At 30.6% G+C, this 17433-nt stretch carries 16 protein-coding genes; 14 read left to right on the top strand and 2 right to left on the bottom strand.

Annotation, left to right across the window (positions count from 1 at the left end; genetic code table 11):
• Window positions 1-10 precede the first annotated feature (10 nt).
• The 14 genes from IPK88_19870 (at window position 11) to IPK88_19805 (ending at window position 15515) form a co-directional block, all read left to right on the top strand.
• Window positions 11-682: a DUF3494 domain-containing protein gene (locus tag IPK88_19870; GenBank protein ID MBK8245697.1), complete on the top strand. Its 672-nt coding sequence runs from the start codon at window positions 11-13 to the stop codon at window positions 680-682.
• Window positions 683-921: 239 nt separating this feature from the next.
• A complete protein-coding gene (locus tag IPK88_19865) occupies window positions 922-1602 on the top strand; it encodes a PorT family protein (GenBank protein ID MBK8245696.1) in 681 nt (226 codons plus the stop codon).
• Between the two features lie 339 nt (window positions 1603-1941).
• A complete protein-coding gene (locus IPK88_19860) occupies window positions 1942-2547 on the top strand; it encodes a helix-turn-helix transcriptional regulator (GenBank protein ID MBK8245695.1) in 606 nt (201 codons plus the stop codon).
• Window positions 2548-2562: 15 nt separating this feature from the next.
• Window positions 2563-5571: a CHASE3 domain-containing protein gene (locus IPK88_19855; protein MBK8245694.1), complete on the top strand. Its 3009-nt coding sequence runs from the start codon at window positions 2563-2565 to the stop codon at window positions 5569-5571.
• Window positions 5564-5995 carry a response regulator gene (locus tag IPK88_19850; protein ID MBK8245693.1) on the top strand — a complete coding sequence of 144 codons (432 nt, stop codon included), beginning with the start codon at window positions 5564-5566 and terminating at the stop codon, window positions 5993-5995. The genes IPK88_19855 and IPK88_19850 overlap by 8 nt, the downstream gene beginning before the upstream one ends.
• Before the next feature lie 49 nt (window positions 5996-6044).
• Entirely contained in the window at window positions 6045-6485 is a 441-nt protein-coding gene (locus IPK88_19845; protein ID MBK8245692.1) for a response regulator, read from the top strand.
• A 160-nt stretch (window positions 6486-6645) separates the two neighbouring features.
• Window positions 6646-7122 (top strand): response regulator, encoded by a 477-nt coding sequence (locus tag IPK88_19840; protein MBK8245691.1) that lies wholly within the window; start codon window positions 6646-6648, stop codon window positions 7120-7122.
• Between the two features lie 174 nt (window positions 7123-7296).
• Complete coding sequence (locus IPK88_19835; protein MBK8245690.1) at window positions 7297-8817, top strand: two-component sensor histidine kinase; 1521 nt, start codon at window positions 7297-7299, stop codon at window positions 8815-8817.
• A gap of 202 nt (window positions 8818-9019) precedes the next feature.
• Window positions 9020-10120, top strand: coding sequence for an AI-2E family transporter (locus IPK88_19830; protein ID MBK8245689.1), 1101 nt, complete (start codon window positions 9020-9022; stop codon window positions 10118-10120).
• A gap of 131 nt (window positions 10121-10251) precedes the next feature.
• Complete coding sequence (locus tag IPK88_19825; GenBank protein MBK8245688.1) at window positions 10252-11103, top strand: ABC transporter permease; 852 nt, start codon at window positions 10252-10254, stop codon at window positions 11101-11103.
• 17 nt (window positions 11104-11120) lie between these two features.
• Window positions 11121-11885: an ATP-binding cassette domain-containing protein gene (locus IPK88_19820; protein ID MBK8245687.1), complete on the top strand. Its 765-nt coding sequence runs from the start codon at window positions 11121-11123 to the stop codon at window positions 11883-11885.
• Between the two features lie 36 nt (window positions 11886-11921).
• Window positions 11922-12647, top strand: coding sequence for an MCE family protein (locus IPK88_19815; GenBank protein MBK8245686.1), 726 nt, complete (start codon window positions 11922-11924; stop codon window positions 12645-12647).
• An 85-nt stretch (window positions 12648-12732) separates the two neighbouring features.
• Entirely contained in the window at window positions 12733-14574 is a 1842-nt protein-coding gene (locus IPK88_19810; protein MBK8245685.1) for a hypothetical protein, read from the top strand.
• Window positions 14575-14615: 41 nt separating this feature from the next.
• Window positions 14616-15515, top strand: a complete 900-nt coding sequence (locus tag IPK88_19805) for a YihY/virulence factor BrkB family protein (GenBank protein MBK8245684.1) — start codon at window positions 14616-14618, stop codon at window positions 15513-15515.
• Between the two features lie 177 nt (window positions 15516-15692).
• Here the strand turns inward: IPK88_19805 and IPK88_19800 are convergent, their stop codons facing one another.
• Together IPK88_19800 and IPK88_19795 are read right to left on the bottom strand one after the other, a co-directional pair.
• The gene (locus IPK88_19800) at window positions 15693-16397 is read right to left on the bottom strand and encodes a PorT family protein (protein ID MBK8245683.1); all 705 of its coding nucleotides are present in this window, start codon (window positions 16395-16397) and stop codon (window positions 15693-15695) included.
• Window positions 16398-16621: 224 nt separating this feature from the next.
• A complete protein-coding gene (locus IPK88_19795) occupies window positions 16622-17296 on the bottom strand; it encodes an OmpA family protein (protein ID MBK8245682.1) in 675 nt (224 codons plus the stop codon).
• Window positions 17297-17433: the final 137 nt, after the last annotated feature.

The following is a 17433-nucleotide window of genomic DNA, read 5'->3' as shown; positions in this document are numbered from 1 at the left end:
ATAATCCAACATGAAAATCAATAAAATACTCAACCTAAACATTTTAATTTTCTTCGTCATCTGTAATTTTAATTATGGGCAAGCACCAAATTTGAGATCAGCATCTGGTTTTGCATTATTTACTTCTGAAGGTGGAATAATTAATGTGGGCAATTCATTTATAACTGGTGACATTGGTACCGCTAAAGGTTTAGTCAAAGATTTCTCAACTGGTGTTGTTATTGGTCGATTGCAAATCGAAGACCCTAATTCAAAACAAACAGTTGATGATATTGATTTTGCATTTAAATTTATTGACAATTTGGTTTGTGATGTAGATTTGGTGTCAACTTTGGGCAGTCATCAAAATCTTACACCGAATATCTATTGTATTCATTCTGATGCTATATTGACTGGAGATCTAATTTTAGATGGTCGTGGTGATACCAACGCCATTTTTATTTTTAAAATTCAAGGAGGATTTACTTCAGAGGCCTTTTCAAACATAAAAATGATTCATGGCGCTTCATTGTGGAATGTTTATTGGCTGATGAATGGAGAAGTAATCTTGGGAGAAAATTCTGTTTTTAGAGGTACTGTTATTACGAATGGACCTATAGATTTATTAGAAAGTGCCACTTTGCTTGGAAGAGGTCTTACTAGTAAGGGTAGGGTTACATTGAATAACAATATCATAATATAAAGTGATATCCAGAGCATAAAATTTTGGAACATGTTGAATGGTGTAAATTTATTTTTAAAATTTAGATGAGTTTATTTTATTCGAACAATCTGATACTAGATGCATTGTTTTAAATCATAACATATGAATGCCTGACTGTTTATTAAGAATCATCGTTGAATTCTGTTGGCCTTGAAGTAGCGCATTTTGAACACCCATTATAAATTTACTGTTTAATTAATCTTATTAAAATCTATAAAATGAAAAATTTAAATCAAAAGCTAATTATGCACTTATCTGTTTGTGCATTGTTATTATTTACAGGAATAAAGACAGAAGCACAGAGTGTTGAATTTGGCGTGAGATTAATGCCAACATTTTCTTCTCTTAAGGTAAAAACTTCATCTGGTGGAACAATTCAAGGTCAATATACTATAGGATTTGGTTTTGGAGGAATATTGGGATTTAATTTTACAGAGTTTGTTGGGGCTCAGGGCGAGGTCATTTATTCTTCGATTTCACAAAAATATAAAGAGCAAGATGTAGAGCAAAATTTAAAACTTAGATATATTAATATCCCATTATTGCTATCTCTTAATACTGGTAAATCAAAAAAACTTAATGGAAATTTTGTTGTTGGCCCACAGATAGGTATAAGTGTTGGGAGCAGTATTAAAACTACAGGAGGAGATGGTACTACTAATGCACAAGCAGTACTTTCAGTAAAAAAAGGTGATTTGGGATTTGCATATGGAGCAGGTTTGGATGTTGGAATGAATGAAGCTAATACCGCTCGCATAGGTTTTGGATTTCGCGGTGTTTATGGCTTAATAGATATAAGTAAAGATAATAATAATAATACTTCAAATTCATACTTAATTCTTGATAGGACAAATTTGAAAACATACTCAGCTTATGTAGGCGTGTCTTTTATATTCTAATTAAAAGATTGCTAAGAAACTTGAAATAGTTTTTCAGAAGAACGCAGAGCCTGTTCCTTTAAGGGATGGGCTTTTGTGTTTTGTTCCACATATTTACAATATCATAGATGAAATTGAAGTAACTTGAGCAGAGTTAACGCTTTGATGTGCAGCTAAGTGGGTTTCATTGAATACGTATGATGTATACTAGAAAACAGTTACCAATAGATCTCGGTTTCGATTTATATATTAATAAATTTTATATGTGTGAATTATATAAGATTTTAATTGAATTTAATAAGGCATTTGTGTCTGTCATTTTTAAACTTTGTTGATTACAACAATATAAAAAATAAATATTTGAAGCTATACATTAAATATATGGTCAGTGTTCGTTGCAAAATGGCAGTGAAAGAGGTGTTAAAAAAGCTTGGCTTGCATTTTATTGTAGTTGAATTGGGTGTTGTTGAAATTATGGAAGACCTGAATGCAGAAGCACTCAAAGATTTGAGTCTGTTGTTAAAAGAAGTCGAACTTGAATTAATGGACGATAAAAGAGCCATTTTGATTGAAAAGATAAAAAACGTCATTGTTGAAATGGTGCATTATACAGAAGAACGTCCTAAAACCAATTTTTCTGATTATCTCAGTGATAAATTAAAACATGATTACACTTATTTAGCAAACCTATTTTCTGAAGTTACAGGTACTACAATTGAACATTATATCATTGCACATAAAATCGAAAGAGTGAAGGAGTTGATCTTGTATGATGAACTCAATTTAACTGAAATATCCTATTTAATGAATTACAGTAGTGTTGCACATCTTTCCACTCAATTTAAAAAGGTTACGGGATTATCGCCATCCCATTTTAAACAATTGAAAGATAAAAGAAGAAGCCCTATAGAAGAAATAGGTAACATTTCAAAGCAGAATGTAAATCCATCAATTGATTCAAATTAATATGAGATTTAAAATATGAAACCTTTTTTAGATAGAACAACGTATTTTTTTATTTTGGCTGGCATCATTTTCAGTACTGGGCTAATTGTTTTTTATTATAATAATCAAAAAATTAAAACAACGAGTGACTTAATTAATCAAACGCATACCATAATTCAAACGAGTAATAAATTATTATTGGATATGCTCAATATTGAGACTGGATCAAGGGGGTTTTATTTAACTAGAAATAAACTCTTTTTAGAGCCATTCAATATTGGAATGAAATCAATAAGTGGTGATATTGAAACTCTAAAAGAATTAAATAAGAACAATCCCAAGCAGCATGATAGGATAGATTCATTAGAACATTTTATCAATCAGCGGTTAAGTTTAGCGAATAGCGTCATTGATGAGAAAGATCATTTGAATGTAGCTGAATCCGAATTATTACAAAAGATTAGTGATGGAAAATTAATTGTAGATAAAATACGGCAATTAATTTTAGATATTAATTATGACGAATTTATTTTACTTAAAGAAAGAAGAGATAAATTTGAAGTAAATAATTTAAATGCAAATTTTATAATATTATCACTGGCAATATTTTCTATCTTATTTTTTATATTAATATTTGTAAATATCAGTATTCAAAAATCTAAAAAAATATCTGATGATGAATTCAATATTCAACAAAGATTAAGCTCACAATATTCTCGAACATTAATAGAAGCTAGTTTAGATCCTTTAGTTACGATCAATGCAGTAGGTAAAATAACTGATGTTAATGAAGCATCTATTAAGGTTACAGGTATAGAGCGTGAAAAAATTATTGGTACAGATTTTTCTCAATATTTTACTGAGCCGGTAAAAGCTCAAAGTGCTTATGAGCAAGTTTTTGATAAAGGATATGTTTCGGATTACCCATTGACCGTAAAACATTTAAATGGAACCTTAACTGATGTGTTATATAACGCTTCAATTTATAAAGATGAGAATGGTGTAACGTTGGGTGTATTTGCGGCGGCTCGCGATGTAACGGAGCAAAAATTATTATCAAATTATTCATTGAGTTTAATTGAAGCTAGCCGTGATCCTTTATTTGTAATTAGTCCAGTTGGAAAAATTACTGATATGAATGATGCAACAGTTAAAATTACTGAATTGTCTAGAATGAATTTAATTGGTTCTGATTTTTCTCAGTATTTTACTGAACCTGAAATGGCAGAAATAGGTTATAAAATGGTTTTTGAACATGGATTCGTTGAAGATTATCCACTTACTATCATGGATGGTAAACTTACACCAGTATTATTCAATGGTTCCGTGTATAAGGATGATAGAGATAATGTTTTAGGAGCTGTAGTTGTAGCTCGAGTTATTACGGAACAAAAAAGATTTGAAAAGGAATTAACTGAAGCAAGAATATTTGCAGAATTAGCAACTGCTATGGCTGAAGAAGCGCAAAGCAAAGCTGAAGTGGCTACAAGAATTGCTGAGGATGCCGTAAAAGCTAAACAGCAATTTCTTTCAAATATGAGTCACGAGATACGAACGCCAATGAATGCAATTATTGGTTTTACTAAGGTGGTATTGAAGACTGAACTTACTGCAAAGCAAAAAGAATATTTATCTGCAATTAAGATGAGTGGGGATACTTTAATTGTATTGATCAATGATATCCTCGATCTTGCAAAAGTGGATGCTGGAAAAATGACGTTTGAACAAGCTCCATTTAGAATGAGAAATTCTATTATGTCGATGTTACATTTATTTGAAGCCAAAGTACAAGAAAAGAATTTGGAATTGATAACAGAATACGATAATGAAATTCCAGATGTACTTTTGGGTGATGCACTTCGATTGCATCAGATTATTTTAAATTTGGTAAGCAATGCAGTTAAATTTACTTCAAAAGGTAAAATTACGATTAAGGTTAAGTTGGTTCATGAAGATGTTAATGCTGTGACCATACAATTTGAAGTAGAAGATACTGGAGCTGGAATTTTGGAAAGTAAGATTGATTATATATTTGATAATTTTCACCAAGCTTCAAGTAGTACCTCTCGACTTTTTGGAGGTACTGGTTTAGGATTAGCTATCGTCAAACAATTAGTAGAGGCACAGGGAGGTACTATAAATGTTTCGAGCCAAATCGATGTTGGTTCAATATTTAGTTTCAAATTGGAATTTCAAAAAACGAATGCAATAGCAGATATGGATGAAGCGATTATTGAATTAGATGAAGATATAAAGGATATCAAGGTTTTGGTGGTTGAAGATATAGCATTGAATCAATTGTTAATGAAAACCTTGCTTGATGATTTTGGATTTGATCGTGATATTGCAGCCAATGGAAAAATCGCTATTGAAAGATTGCAAGCCAAATCTTATGATATCATACTTATGGATTTGCAAATGCCTGAAATGAATGGTTTTGAAGCTACAGAATATATAAGAAATGTGTTACATTCTAAAATTCCAATTATCGCATTAACTGCTGATGTAACTACTGTGGATTTAGCTAAATGTAAAGCAGTAGGTATGAATGATTACATTGCAAAACCAGTCGATGAGCGAATTTTATATAATAAAATTGTGAATTTAGTAAAGAAGACTTTAACAAGTAACTTAACAACTGGAGATGAACATGTATTGAAGTCTTCTTCAAAGGAGCCTATTAGACAAATTGATTTGGCTTACCTGTATCAACGTACAAAATCAAATCCGACTTTAATGTTAGAAATGATCAATGCTTACCTGGATCAAACGCCATCTTTGATTTTATCAATGAAGCAAAGCCTTTTAGACCAAGATTGGAATGCATTACATGCTTCAGTTCATAAAATGATACCTTCATTTTCAATCATGGGAATGAATAAACAATTTGAACAAATGGCTAAGCAAGTTCAGGACTATGCTAGTAATATGGAACACAATGAAGGAATACATGATTTAGTAATGCAATTAGAAATTGCCTGTAATAAGGCATGTATGGAATTACAAGAGGAAATTATTAATATAAAAAATACTAAAAGTGAATAAGGGAAAAATCAAGTTATTTCTGGTCGATGATGATGCTGTATTTTTGAAGTCATTAGAAATTGAATTTCTGGATCATGCAGATTTCATAATTGAAACATATGCAACCGGGGAGCTGTGTATTCAACATTTAGATCATTTTCCTGATGTAATTATTTTGGATTATCATTTGGATGGAATTGAAAAATTTGCAATGAACGGTTTAGAGACACTGGATAAAATAAAATCTGTTAATCCGGATATTCCAGTGGTGATGCTTTCGAGTCAAGATAAAATTGATGTAGCTATAAGTTGTATGCATCATAGAGCATTTGATTATGTGGTGAAAAGTGAAACTGCTTTTATTAGATTGCAAAAAATCATAACATCAATTTTCAAGTATAAAAAAATGGAAAAGGAGTTAAAATGGTATATGGAACGTATGTAATGGTAATTATTATTTGTAAAATTTTGTTTCATATTAATTTTTGTTAGTTATGCTATCCGAATCAAAAAAACATCCAATTCATATTCTATTATCAGATGATGATACGGATGATTGTTTTTTCTTTGAAAAAGCAATTGATGAAATTCCAATAGATATTAAATTAGACATAGTTAGAGACGGTGAACAGTTATTGAATTATCTTCATGAACATCAAAGCCAACTTCCAGATATGCTATTTCTAGATCTTAGTATGCCACGCAAGACAGGGTTTGAATGTTTATCCGAAATTAGAGAAAACGAAGCATACAAGAATATTTATATAGTAATGTTTTCGACTTCTTATTCTAGAGACCTTCATTATGAAGATAGCATGATCGTTTTACTTCGAGATTTAGGAGCTGATCAATATATTCGAAAATCTTCTGATTTTACTAGAATTGTAAAAATCATTAACAAGTTTTCTATTCAACGAAACGTGCAAATTGTATAAATTTGGAATATGTACAAAGTATGCATAAGTAATCTTATTTGGAGCCATAACTAATTCTATCATTTATAATAGTAATTTATGAAATCAGATCCATTTGATATTCTACTTTCTGATGCCGATTTATGTGATTTTCAGTTTTTTCAATATGCATTCTGACCGCATGAATTTAGAAAAATTGGAAATTCTACTTGCAGACGATGATTTGGATGATTGTTTGTTTTTTAGAGAGGCTGTTGCAGAATTAGAAATACTGGTAAGGCTAACTGCCACACATGACGGAGAACAACTTATGGAATTTCTCAACAATACTAAGTTAGCGCTTCCTCATGTTTTATTTCTTGACCTCAATATGCCTCGTAAAAACGGATTTGAATGTTTGGCAGAAATTAAAAATAACCTAAACTTAATACATCTTCCAGTAATTGTATTCTCTACTTCATTTGAGCAGGATGTAGTTAATCAATTGTATCTAGGAGGGGCTCAATTTTTTATTAGAAAGCCTGCTAATTTTTCACAATTCAAAAAAATTATTAAACTTGCACTATCCATTATTGCTACTGGAAAATGGACTAAGCCTAACAAAGATTTTTTTGTGCTAACTGTGCATGATTTTGAAAGGTTTAAGTTTGCAATATAAAATATTATTGAAAAGGAATAATTTGCTAGTATAGCATTTAAACAGAATTATATTACGTATACAAATATATAAATAATTATGTCTTTTGAATATAAATTGGACAAAAATGATGAAGTCGATATTAAATCTAGATTAGTTGTAGTTGACAGAGATTTAAGTTTGGCGCATGAAGAAATGCTCTTGCAAAATATACGGATCAATCTGCTTGAAGCAAATTTAGGAAGTTTAGAACTAGAGCTTGTTTATCAGAAAGCAGAAAATGAGAAAAGAGAAATTGAGTTAGGAGTAGCTAATAGGGAATTGGCATTTCAAGATGAAGAAAAGAGAAAACGTGCTACTGAATTGGGCATTGCAAACAAAGAACTAGCTTATCAAGATGTTGAGAAGGGAAAAAGAGCGGCAGAGTTAGGTATTGCAAATCGTGAGCTTGTATTTCAGGACGAAGAAAAGGAGAAGCGAGCAGCAGAGTTAAGTATTGCAAATAAAGAATTGATTTTTCAAAATGATGAAAAAGAGAAGCGGGCTGCAGAATTGGGTATTGCCAATAATGAATTAGTTTTTCAGAATAAGGAGAAGGAAAATCGTGCTACAGAGTTAGGTATTGCTAATATGGAACTTGCTTTTCAAAATGCGGAAAAGGAAAAGAGAGCGGCTGAGTTAAGTATTGCAATTAAGGAACTCATTTTTCAAAATGAAGAAAAGGAGAAGCGGGCGGCTGAGTTAAGTATTGCAAACAGAGAACTAATTTTTCAGAATGAAGAGAAGGAAAAGCGCGCAGCAGAGTTAAGCATAGCCAATAAGGAACTTGCCTTTCAAAATAATGAGAAGGAGAAACGTGCCGCTGAATTGATTATTGCAAATGAGGAGTTGGCATTTCAAAATGGTGAAAAGGAAAAACGTGCTGCTGAATTAATTATTGCCAACAAGGAACTGGCTTTCCAAAACGATGAAAAAGAAAAGCGGGCTGCTGAATTGATTAGTGCGAATAAAGAATTACTTGCATTTACCTATATATCAAGTCACGATTTACAGGAACCCCTACGAAAGATCCAAACTTTTGTAACTATTCTTTTAGAAAATGAGGCTAATAATCTTTCTGAAAGCGGAAAACACCATTTTCAACGTATGCAATTAGCAGCTGGAAGAATGCAACAACTAATTGATGATCTACTTTCTTTTTCACGGATTAGTACTACTGAGCTGCAATTTGAAAAGACCGATCTGAATATTATTATTGATGAAGTTAAAAATGAATTGCGAGATACTATCAATGAGAATCATGCCATTATAGAAACCATTGGTATGTGTTCAGCTAATATTATTGCATTTCAGTTCAGGCAGTTGATCTATAACTTAATCAGTAACGCACTTAAATTTTCTAAGCCAGATATACCATCACATATTATAATTCAAAGCAGAATCGTAAGAGGGTCTCAATTGTTTAACACAAAATTATCTCATGATAGAAATTATTGCCATATAATGATTAGGGACAACGGCATTGGATTTGAACCACATTTTAATGAGCGAATATTTGAGGTTTTTCAAAAACTACATGGTAAAGAAAGTTACGCAGGGACGGGAATTGGGCTTGCAATTGTAAAAAAAATTGTTGAAAATCATAATGGCCTGATCATGGCTACAAGTGAATTAAATCAAGGAGCCCAGTTTGATATTTTTATTCCTAATGATTAAATGACATAAAAAGTAGAAATTTTATTCTTTAGATTTAGAATTTTTAATTAGTGCATATAGCATTAGTAATGCTCAGATGTACCCAAAGTGTGAATTATATAATATCGAACTTTATTTTTATAATTTTATTTTGATTGATCAATTTTATCTTTGAACTATATACATTTCTATTAATTAGAAATTGAAAATTATAAATTTAAGTATGAATTTAACATTGAAGTTGCCACTTTATGCAAAATTTTCTTTAATTTCAATAGGCGTATTGGCTGTTATTTTCATGTTATTTGTTGGACAAGGTATTATTCTTCCATTGCTTTATGCTATTATATTTGCAATACTTTTGAATCCGATGGTTAATTTTATTGTAGGCAAGGGATTGAATAGAAATGTGTCCATATTCATCGCGGTTTTAACTGCTATTTTGATTGTTGTTTTATTGTTGTACTTGATTTCAGGCCAGTTATCATTATTTAGTGATACTTATCCACAGCTTAAAATTAAATTTAATGAGTCTTTAGTCCAATTGATTAATTGGATTTCTGATCGATTTAGTATTAAGAAATCAGCTATCAATAAATGGATTAGTCAAAATCAGATTGAAGCGATTGATAATCTAGGTGGTACTATTGGACATACTTTATTTTTAATAAATGGAATTTTAATAATTGTAATTTTAATACCAGTCTATATTGTTTTATTATTATACTATAAAGTGCTCATCTTGGAATTTGTCCATAAATTATTTGTGGTTGAACACCATACAACTTTAAATAATATTTTTTTTAATTCAAAGAAAATTATCCAAGGTTATCTAACTGGATTGTTATTCGAAATGGTTATAATAGCTATTTTGAATTCCATTGGATTGTTGATTCTGGGTATCGATTATGCGATAGTTCTTGGAATTACTGGTGCAATTATTAATATTATTCCATATATAGGTGGTGTTATTGCTATTGCACTTCCTATGATTATTGCTTTTATTACTAAGGATTCGGCGACTTATCCAATAATGGTATTCCTTGTTTATTTACTGATACAATTTATAGATAATCACTTTATTATCCCGCATATTGTTGCCTCTAAAGTGAAAATTAATGGTTTGGTTTGTGTTATTGTTGTATTGTTGGGAGGTGCTATATGGGGTATTCCTGGCATGTTTTTGTCAATTCCTATTACTGCGATTCTTAAAGTAGTCTTAGATCATACAATGGCTTATAAACATTGGGGTGCTCTAATGGGAAATATTGTACCAACTACAAAAGTCAAATTAAATTTTAAAAAGAAGAAAATTTTAACTTGATTATTTGAATTAACTTGTTGAGGAGTTTTTATATTTTATTTTTAATGTTTTACGTTGAATTTATATATTGATTGTTGAATTATTAGTTGCTTAAAAGATATATTAAGAAATATTTTACTTAAAGACAAATCATGATTGATCATAATTCTGAGTTGAATCGAAAACCTAAATTAGAACATGCAAAAGACAAACTTAGCATATTGGGTGATAAGACTATTGAACGAAAAGATCAAGCTAATCATTTTCTAGTTGAAATTTCAAATGTTTTTATATTTCTTGGATTGATTATTCGTGAATCATTTACAAAGGATTTTGAATTTAAAGAATTTTTGAGACAATGTTTTCAAATAGGATATAAATCATTGCCTCTGATTTCCATAACAGGCACCATCATGGGTTTGGTATTGACTATACAATCTCGACCCGTTCTCATAGATTTTGGTGCTGTAAGTTTACTGCCTGGCATGGTAGCTGAATCATTAATTAAGGAAATGGGGCCTGTTATTACAGCACTTATCTGTGCTGGTAAAATTGGTTCTGGTATTGGTGCTGAATTGGGATCTATGAAAGTTACAGAACAAATTGACGCGATGGAAGTATCCTCTACTAATCCTGTTAGATTTTTATTAGTAACACGAATTTTGGCTACAACTTTAATGGTTCCACTATTGGTTTTATATGCAGATGCCTTAGGGATTTTGGGAAGTTGGGTAGGGGTCAATATTAAGGGTGATGTCAATTTATTTTTATTTATATCGCATGCCTTTGATCATGTAGATTTTTTTGATTTTTTTCCCGCAATTGTCAAAACATTTTTTTTTGGAGCTGTAATTGGTTTGGTAGGTTGTTATAAAGGCTATAATGCGGGTAGAGGTACAGAAAGTGTTGGTTTAGCTGCAAATTCAGCTGTTGTATTGGCATCACTTTTAGTTATTATAATAGATATGATAGCAGTTCAAATCACAGATATGATCATATCATGAGTACCAAAATAGTAGCAATGAGTGAACCTATGAGTAATACCCTTGAAGATGGTAAAGCGGTAATCGTTATAGATAATCTTGTAAAATCTTTTGGTGAACAAGTTGTATTGAACCATACTTCTTTAAGACTATATAAGGGTGAAAATTTGATTGTACTTGGTAAATCAGGTACTGGCAAATCAGTTTTGATTAAATGTATAGTTGGATTATTGAATTTTAATGATGGCACTATTGATGTTTTTGGTCAAAGAGTCAATGATTTGTCAAGAATAGAATTGGGTGAAATAAGAAAACAAATTGGTTTCTTATTCCAAAGTGGCGCATTGTATGACTCCATGACAGTTAAACAAAATTTGGAATTTCCTTTAAGGAGAATTAAAAAACAACTTAGTGAAGATGAAATTAGTGATAAAATTATTGAAGTATTGGAAAATGTTGGATTATCAGATGCCATTAATAAAATGCCTTCACAGCTTTCAGGAGGAATGCGAAAGAGAATTAGTTTGGCTCGGACGATCGTTGTTGATCCGTTAATTATGCTTTATGACGAACCTACAACTGGACTTGATCCTGTTACTTCAGATGAGATCAGTTCACTAATAGTAGATGTTCAAAAAAAATATAAAACCTCCTCTATTATAATAACACATGATATTAAGTGTGCCCGACACACAGCTAATCGTATAATTATGCTTCACGAAGGCATTGTTTATAAAGAGGGTACGTTAAAGGAATTTGAAGAATCAGATGATGAATTAATCCAATCTTTCTTCAAGTCATAATCGAAAATTGTATGCATTTATCATTTAATAATAATTATGGATAACTATTCACAGAAATTTAAAATAAGGTTGGGGCTATTTATTTTAATAGGCTTATCACTTTTTGTATTAGCTATATTTATCATTGGAAAGCAGCGAAATTTGTTTAATCCTGTGTTTAAAATTAACTCTACTTTTTATAATGTTAGTGGCTTGCAAGTAGGAAATAATGTTCGATTATTTGGGATAAACGTTGGTACGGTAGATCAAATCATCATTATTAATGATTCAACCGTCAGAGTAGATATGTTAATTAGAACAGATGTTAATCGTTTTATTAAAAAGGATAGTGAAATTGCCATTGGATCTGAGGGTTTAATTGGGGATAGGTTGTTAATTATTACACAAGGAAGTTCAGATGCTGAAATTGTCGATGATGGTGACAATCTGATTTCTGAGGAACCTGTAGAAACTGATGCGATAATGGCTAGTTTGAGGGTAACAGCTGGTAATGCGGAAATAATTTCACAAGAATTAGCTGAAATTATGGTTAAGATCAATAGTGGTAAAGGAACATTAGGACGATTAATTCAAGACTCAACTATTTCTGCTAATTTCAATCAAACCATGGTAAATTTGAATAAAAGTTCGAAAGGATTAAATGAAAATATGGAAGCGGTTAAACATAATTTCCTTTTAAAAGGTTATTTTAATAAGAAAAAGAAAGAAGCATTAAAAAGGAAGAAAGAATTGAATGATGATTCGGTTAAATCTAATAAATAGTCTAATTGGATATTTCTTTTATTCCGTATATTACAAATTGATGATATATAAGTTGTTAAATGTATATTTAAATGTAATTTTTTAGATGTTTGTTAAGTTTATTTGCATCGTTTTGATTGTATTTTTGGTTTTTAACAATAATGTTCATTGTCAAAATGCTCCTCAAAAATCGGATTCAAATGATATTTACAGATATTTAGAAGTGTATTCGAAACGAAGTAAGTTAACTAAGATGGCTTATCGGTTGATTTTTAAATCGATTGATTCTAATCCAAATCAAAGTGTAGATTTAATTCATGTACCCAAAAGTAAAAATTTGAGGTCTTATAAGAAGTGTGAAGGCAAAATAATCCGAAAAATTCATATTGAAACCATCGATCCTTTTGCATATTCTTTATTAGATAAACGGAAGTATAAACAGAATATGTTTATAAAACTTGGCAATAATGCACATATAAAATCTCAACAAATTACCATTAGAAATTTGTTATTGGTTAAACAAAACCAACGATTTGATTCATTGATTGTCAATGAATCAGAGCGCTTGGTACGGAATCAGACTTTTGTTCAGGATGTTGAAATATCTGTAGAACGCATAATGGGAACAAATGATTCAGTTGATATCTTCATTGTAGTTTTAGATAAATGGAGTTTGGTTCCAGGTTTTACTTCTACAAACTCTAGATTAAAATGGCAATTGACTGATAAAAATATTTTTGGAATAGGTCATGAATTTCATAATGCATATACCAGAAATCGTCAATTGAATCGGAATGCATACAAAGTAAATTATTTTATCCCAAACATTAATCATACGTATTTAAATTCAACCATACATTTTGAAGTAAATGAGTATAAGTATGTTAATGCTAGTTTAAATATTGATAGACCTTTTTTCTCACCATTGACAAAATGGGCGGCTGGTATTAAAATTTCTCATCAATATAATCAGGACTCTTTCTACTATTATAGATTTGGGGCTATGCCATATTATTATAAGTTTAATTCCAGAGATTATTGGATAGGTAGAGCATGGCAAATTTTTAAGGGGCGAACGGAAAATGAACGTACTACAAATCTAATATTAGCTACAAGATTTAAGCATATTAAATATGATAAGACTTCAAATTCGTTTTCCGACACGCTTCTAATTTATTTGAATGAGGATTTATTTTTATTAGGCTTAGGTATATCTTCCCGGAAATATGTTCAAGACCATTATATTTTTGGTTTTGGAATAACAGAAGATGTGCCAGTTGGAAAAATCTACGGTTTAACAGGAGGGGTTCAAGTACGAGGTGCGATACGCCGATCATACATTGGATTGCGATATGCAACTGGTTATTATAACTATTTTGGTTATTTAGGAGGGCAAGTGGAATATGGAACATTTATTCATAGAACAATATTTGAACAAGGTATTATATCACTAAGTTTTGATTATTTTACAAAATTACTTGTGCTAAAAAATTGGAAATTCAGAGCTTTCTTAAGACCTCAAATGCTTTATGGAATACATAGGAATAATTTTGAACGTTTAACTTTAAATGAAGCAAATGGTTTGGATGGTTTTAATAGTAGTCATTTATTTGGGAAGAATAGATTGCTTCTTAATTTCCAGACTCAATCTTATGCTCCATGGCATGTTTTTGGATTTTATTTTGGTCCTTATGTTAATTATTCAATGGGAATGTTAAGTAATGTAGATACTGGTTTTAGGAAAAGCAAGGTTTACACTCAATTAGCTTTAGGAGTTCTTTTAAAAAATGAAAAATTGGTGTTTAGTAGTTTTCAGTTGTCAGTTTCATTTTTTCCTTTGGTACCAGGGGTTGGACAAGATATTTTTAAATTTAATTCGTTTCAAACAACTAATTTTGGGTTTAAGGATTTTGTACTAGATAAACCGTACATTGCAAAATATAATTAATTTTTGAACACTCATTTTTTGAATGCATAAAATACCAAATTATGGCAATTAAACGAATGGCCCACAGTATATTTTTTCTATTGAAAGAAACCTATAAGGAATTTAATGCTGATAACGCTATGAAGTTGAGTGCAGCTTTGTCTTATTATACTATTTTTTCTTTGCCGCCTTTACTTATGATTATTATCAGTCTATCCGGATATTTCTTTGGTAAGGAAGCTGTCCAAGGTGAAATATTTGGTCAGATTAACGGATTGGTTGGAAATGCCGCTGCAATTCAAATCCAAGAAGCCATAAAAAATGTAAAGTTATCCGATAGCAATACCTTTGCAACAGTTTTTGGGGTAGTCGTATTACTTATTGGTGCATCGGGCGTTTTTTCTGAAATTCAGGATTCAATCAATTATATATGGGGCATTAAAGCAAAACCTAATAGAGCTTTTGTAAAGTTTTTAAAAAATCGATTGATGTCTTTTTCGATGATAGGTTCAGTTGGTTTCTTACTTATGGTTGGTTTGATTATAAGTGCAGTAATGGACGTGCTCAATAATCGTTTGTCGACTTATTATCCAAAGGATACTATATACTTGTTTAATGTTATTAATATTGTTGTGGTATTTTTTATTATTACACTTTTATTTGCTATTATATTTAAAGCATTGCCGGATGCAAAAATAGTTCTATATGATTGTATCATAGGATCAGCTTTTACTGCATTTTTATTTATGATTGGTAAATTTGCAATTGGTGCATATCTTGGAAGTTCAGCAATTGCTTCTATTTATGGAGCAGCCGGTTCCGTAATTCTCATTTTAGTATGGGTCTATTATTCGGCGATCATTTTGTATTTTGGTGCAGAATTTACCAAAGTGTATGCACTCACTCATGGTCAGAAAATTATTCCATACAAATATTCAGAAAAAATTATAAAGACTGAATAACTTATAAATAGTGCATTGTATTATAGAATACAAATTACAATATGTTAAAAATTGAGTATGATTCCAGAAAGTTTATTTAAATCAAAAGGAAAATTATTGGCTTACGTGATTTTTGAATATTATTAGATAAGAAATCACCAGGTTTAATACTTGAATGGATTAGATCTAATTCCATTTTTAGAAATGATATCCAATAGTAAGACCAAAGCCTGTATTTTTTGCTGATGTTTTTGAGTCATTTGCAAATTCATATTTGGGGTTTATTTTCAATAGACCTAATTGAGCATCGAGTTGGAATGAAATGTTATTGCTGAATTCATATCCTGCAATTAAATCTGCCCCCGCATCAAGAGGACGAAAATAGGAGTAGTTCCCAGGATCAGTTAAACTTACGGAATTCTTGAATTTTATAGTTTGAGTTAAACTTGCTCCTCCTCCTTCATATTTTACTTTACCACTAATACCTAAAGCCAAATATGGACCAATACCCAGAATTAAATGACCATTGCCAAGCATAGGTTTATAGAGTAAATGAATGGGTAATTCAATATAATTGATTTTGATATTTCGTTTCATCACTACTCCAAAATCTATTTCCTCACCTGTAGCACCTTTTAAACTATAATATAGTCCTGATTGGACAAAGAATTCAGGAGCAATTGGAAACGTTAAGGTAAGTCCTGCATTAAATGCTATCAACAAATCATTACTTAGTTTATTATTATTGGCATCAGAACCATTAATGTTTTGAAATTGGATGCCTGTCTGAATTCCAAATTGGACATGATTTGCAGAATTGGAATTAGATTGTGCGTTGGTTTGTATACTTGATACTATAAAAACAGCACATAATATTAGATTGAGTTTAAATATTTTTTTCATTAACTTTATTTTTGCTGGTGATTTATTTTGTATAGAGATAGTAATGAATTAATTTATCAGATTAATATTTTATTTGCTTAGGGAATTTAAGCAAATATATGTTGATAATTCAAGCGAAACAAAAGGATAAGAATATTTTAATTATTATCAGAGTTGCAACGATTAATAATCAAACATGAACAATTATTCCAAATTAGACTTTGCTTGCAGGTATTAAATTTTTATTATTGATTGCCCACTTGATTAGAATTATTTTCTGCATCTTTTTTCATTTTGCTATTGGCGGAAACTAAAAATTCTACCCTTCGATTTTGAGCCTGACCGTCGATATTAGAATTTGAATATTTTGGAGATGTTTCCCCAAAACCTTTAGTACTAAGTCTGTTGGATTTAATATTGGTTTGTGCAATATATTGGTATACTGATTTTGCACGCCGCTTGGACAATGACTTATTGTACTTATTAGTTCCTTGATCATCGGTATGTCCTTGTATTTCAATATTTGTATCTGGGTACTTTTGAAGTACTTCAACTAAATTATTTAAGTTTAAGCGTGCATCAGACGTTAAATTTGATTGATCAAATCCAAAAAGTATCTTATTGTTGAATTCAATTACAATACCTTCACCTACTCTTTCAACATTCGCATTGGGTATATTTTTTCTTAGGTCTTCAGCTTGTTTGTCCATGGTTCGACCAATTAGCGCACCTGATACTCCACCTACTGTTGCTCCAATTATAGCGCCAAGTGATGTGTTTCCTGATGCTCTGCCTATAACTGCTCCTGTTGCTGCTCCTCCAGTAGTTCCAATGAGAGCTCCTTTTTGAGTTTTATTCCATGATGAACAGCCTGATAAGCTTATAATTAAAATTAAGAAAGTGATATTTGTGATTTTCATAAGTAAAAATTATTTATTACATTTTAATGTATATAATGATATGCAAATGTAAATATTGATTGGTTTTAAATAATTATATGATTTGTTATAATTGTTGTACAATTAATGAGATTAATTCATTTGAATATTTTTTTCTA

Origin of the sequence: Candidatus Defluviibacterium haderslevense (assembly GCA_016712225.1) — a bacterium.
Taxonomy (GTDB): domain Bacteria; phylum Bacteroidota; class Bacteroidia; order Chitinophagales; family Saprospiraceae; genus Vicinibacter; species Vicinibacter haderslevensis.
Note: the sequence above shows the minus strand (reverse complement) of the source record. Positions and strands in the feature narration are given on the sequence as shown.